Annotated in this window: 1 protein-coding gene; it reads right to left on the minus strand. The window is 74.1% G+C overall.

Annotated features, from left to right (window positions below; all coding sequences use genetic code 11):
* The coding region (locus ACP4J0_RS38220) for an amino acid adenylation domain-containing protein (RefSeq protein ID WP_426604014.1) at positions 1–3,739 on the minus strand (3,739 nt) is incomplete at both ends.

Consider the following 3,739-nt stretch of genomic DNA (forward strand, 5'->3'; position numbering starts at 1 on the left):
TGGATCGACATGATGCTGTCCCCGCCCAGCGCGAAGAACCCGTCGTCCGCGCCGACCCGCTCCACGCCCAGCACCTCCGCGAACAGCGCGCAGAGGGTCCGCTCCACGGGGGTGCGCGGTGCCCGTCCTCCGCCCGTCGTGCCGGCGAAGCCGGGCACGGGCAGGGCCGCGCGGTCGAGCTTGGCGTTCGCGGTCAGCGGCAGTGCGTCGAGCAGCAGGATGGCGGAGGGGACCATGTACTCCGGCAGCCGTTCGGCGAGGCTCGCCCGGAGCGTGCCGGGGTCGGGCCGGCGTCCCGGTTCGGGGACGACGTAGCCGACGAGGTGCTTGCCGCCGGACGGCGCCCGCTGTACGAGGACCACGGCGTCGGCGACCTCGTCCTGTGCGCCGAGTACGCCCTCGATCTCGCCGAGTTCGATGCGGAAGCCGCGGATCTTGACCTGGTGGTCGGCCCGCCCGAGGAACTCCAGCACTCCGCCCGGGGCCCAGCGCACCAGGTCACCCGTGCGGTACATACGGGTACCGGCCGGACCGAACGGATCGGCGACGAACCGCTCCGCGGTCAGCGCGCTCCGGTGCGCGTAGCCGCGGGCCAGCGCGTCACCGGCGATGTACAGCTCGCCCACCGCGCCGGGCGGCACCGGTCGCAGCCGGCCGTCGAGGGCGTAGGCCCGCATGCCGTCACGGGCACGGCCGATGGGGACGCTGCCCGGCACCCGGGCCGCGTCCCGCATGGTGTGCTGGGTGGCGAACAGGGTGATCTCGGTCGGGCCGTAGATGTCGGTGACGTCGGTGTCCGGGCACGCGTTCAGGACGCGCCGCACGGACGCCGACGTGACCACGTCTCCGCCGGTCAGCACCTCCCGGACCCCCTCCAGGCAGCCGGGGTCCTCCTCCGCGACCACCCGGAACAGTCCGGCGGTGAGCAGCAGCGAGGTCACGCCGTGCGTGCGGACCGTACGGGCGATGGTGGGTACGTCGAGGTCGCCGGGCGGTGCGACGACGACCTCGCCGCCGCCGAGCAGGGGCATCCACAGCTCGTAGGTGGACGGGTCGAAGCCGTACGGCGAGTGCAGCAGCACCCGGTGCGGGACCGTGTCGGCGCGGGAGGCGGCGCCGGTGTTCCAGCGGCGGTCGGTGGCCAGGCTCACCACTCCGCGGTGGGTGATCTCCACGCCCTTCGGCTCGCCGGTGGAGCCGGACGTGAACATCACGTAGGCGGCGCTGTCCGGCAGGACGCGCACGGCGGGGGCCCGGACGGGCGGTTCCTCCGGACGGTCGTCGTCACCGGCCGGGACCGGGACCTCGTGCTCGATTCCGGGCAGGGCGTCGGTGGTCGTGCCGCCGTCCGTGACCACGACGCGGCACCCGGCCAGTCGTGTCATCGAGGCGAGCCGGGCCCCCGGCAGTCTTCCGTCGAGGGGCACGTAGACCGCTCCGGCCTTCAGCACACCGAGGATCGCCGTCACGACCTCCGGTGAACGCTCCATCAGCAGGGCGACGCGCTCCTCCGGCCGCACCCCCAGGGACACCAGCCGCGCCGCCAGGCGGTCCGCCCGCTCGTCGAGTTCCCGGTACGTCCGCACACCGCCGTCCCAGCGGACGGCCACGGCCTCCGGCGTACGCGCCACCTGCGCCGCGAACGCCTCGACGACACTCGCCGCGTCCCTCGTCGTGTCCGCGTCGACGTCGTTCCAGTCGGTGAGGATGCGGTGCCGCTCCTCGGCGGTGAGGACGTCGACGGAACCGGACGGGCGGGTGGGGTCGTCGGCGAGCGTCCGCAGCAGCGTGCGGAACCGGTCGGTGAGCGTGCGTGCGGCCTCCTCGGTGAGGAGGTGCGGCATGTAGTGGAGCCGCAGCCACAGTTCGTCGTCGCGGAGTCCGGCGGCGAGGGTCACCGGGTAGTGGGTCGCGTCGTGGACCTTCGAGCCGCTGACGGCGAGCCCCGAGGACGGGACGGACCCTTCGGCGACCGGGTAGTTCTCGAAGACGACGAGGCTGTCGAACAGCCGCGGCAGGCCGGACAGCCGGTTGATCCGGCTCAACCCGATGTACTGATGGGCCATCAGCTTCGACTGGGCGGTCTGCACGCGCAGCAGGAGGTCGGCCAGCCGCTCGGCCGGGTCGAGGACGACCCGGACCGGGAGGGTGTTGATGAACAGGCCCGCCATGGACTCGATGCCGGGTATCTCCGGCGGGCGGCCGGAGACCGTCGTACCGAAGACGACGTCGTCACGGCCGGTCAGCCGGGACAGCAGCAGCGCCCAGGCACCCTGCACCAGGGTGTTGACCGTCAGGCCCCGGTCCCGCGCCAGCCGGCGCAGCGCCGTCACGGCCGGCGCGGGGAGCTCCGCGTCGATCCTGGCGGGGACGCCCGGTGCCCCGGCGGTGGCGGCCGGGGTGTCCGGGGCCAGGAGCGTCGGCTCCTCCACCCCGTCGAGCTCGTCCGCCCAGGCCCGCTCGGCCGCCTGTCCGTCCTGTGCGGCGAGCCAGGCGAGGTAGTCGCTGTAGGGGGTGGACGGCGGCAGGTCCGCGCCGGTACCGCCGGCGGCGGCAGTGGCGTACAGGGTGAACAGTTCCTTCGCGAGGACGGGGACCGACCAGCCGTCGAAGAGGATGTGGTGGTTCGTCAGGACGAGACGGTGCCGGGTGTCGCTCAGGCCCACGACGGTGAGGCGCATGAGCGGCGCCCGCGCCGGATCGAGGCGCTTCGCGCGCTCCTCGGCGGCGATCCGGCCGGCCTCCGCCTCCGCGTCCGCCTCGGGCAGGGCGCGGAGATCGACGGTGCGCCAGGGGAGTCCGGGGTCGCGGACGACCACCTGCACGGGAACGCCTGCGACGTCGGGCACGAACGCGGCCCGCAGGTTGGCGTGGCGGCGCAGCAGCGCCGTCCATGCCTCCCGCAGGGTCGCCTCGTCCAGCCGGCCCTCCAGGTCCAGTTCGACCTGAGCGGTGTAGACGTCGGTGCCCTCGTGGTCGTAGTGGGCGTGGAAGAGCAGGCCCTCCTGGAGCGGGGAGAGCGGGAGGACGTCCTCCAGGCCGGGGTACGCGGCCTCCAGGGCTTCCACCTGCTCCTGGGTCAGGGCGGGTACGAGGGGGAAGTCGGACGGCGTGTGCCCGCCGGCCCCGGCATCCGTGGCCGCGAGGGTCTCCAGCGCCCGCAGCCACCGCTCGGCCAGCTCCCGCACCTCGGCCTCGCCGAGCAGACCGCCCGCCCACGCGAACGTCGCCGACAGCACCGGGCCCTCGGGGCCGTCCTTCGCGATGGCGTTGATCTCGAGAGCGTGCGGCAGTGCCGTCACCGGGCCGTCGAGTCCACCCGGCCGGTCGAGCGGAGTCCAGTCGGCCGAGGACACGGAGCCCGTACGGCCCAGGTAGTTGAAGCCGATCTGCGGCTCGGCGAGGGCCGCGAGGGCGGCAGCGGTGTCGGCGTTCAGATGACGCAGCAGGCCGTACCCGAAGCCGCCGCCGGGTACCGCCCGCAGCTGTTCCTTGACCCGCTTGACGGCGTCCGCGGGATCGTCCCCGCAGCCGGTGACGTCGAGCCGTACGGGATGGACACGGGTGAACCAGCCGACGGTACGGGAGAGGTCGGCCTCGGCATCGGCGCGGTCGCCGTCGCGGCCGTGGCCCTCCAGGTCGACCAGCACCCCGCCGTCGGGGTCCACGCCCCGCGCCTCGCGCCACTGGCGCACCGCGAGGGCCAGCGCGCCCAGCAGCACGTCGTCGACTCCGCCGT

Source organism: Streptomyces sp. WG7 (assembly GCF_049975785.1).
Classification (GTDB): domain Bacteria; phylum Actinomycetota; class Actinomycetes; order Streptomycetales; family Streptomycetaceae; genus Streptomyces.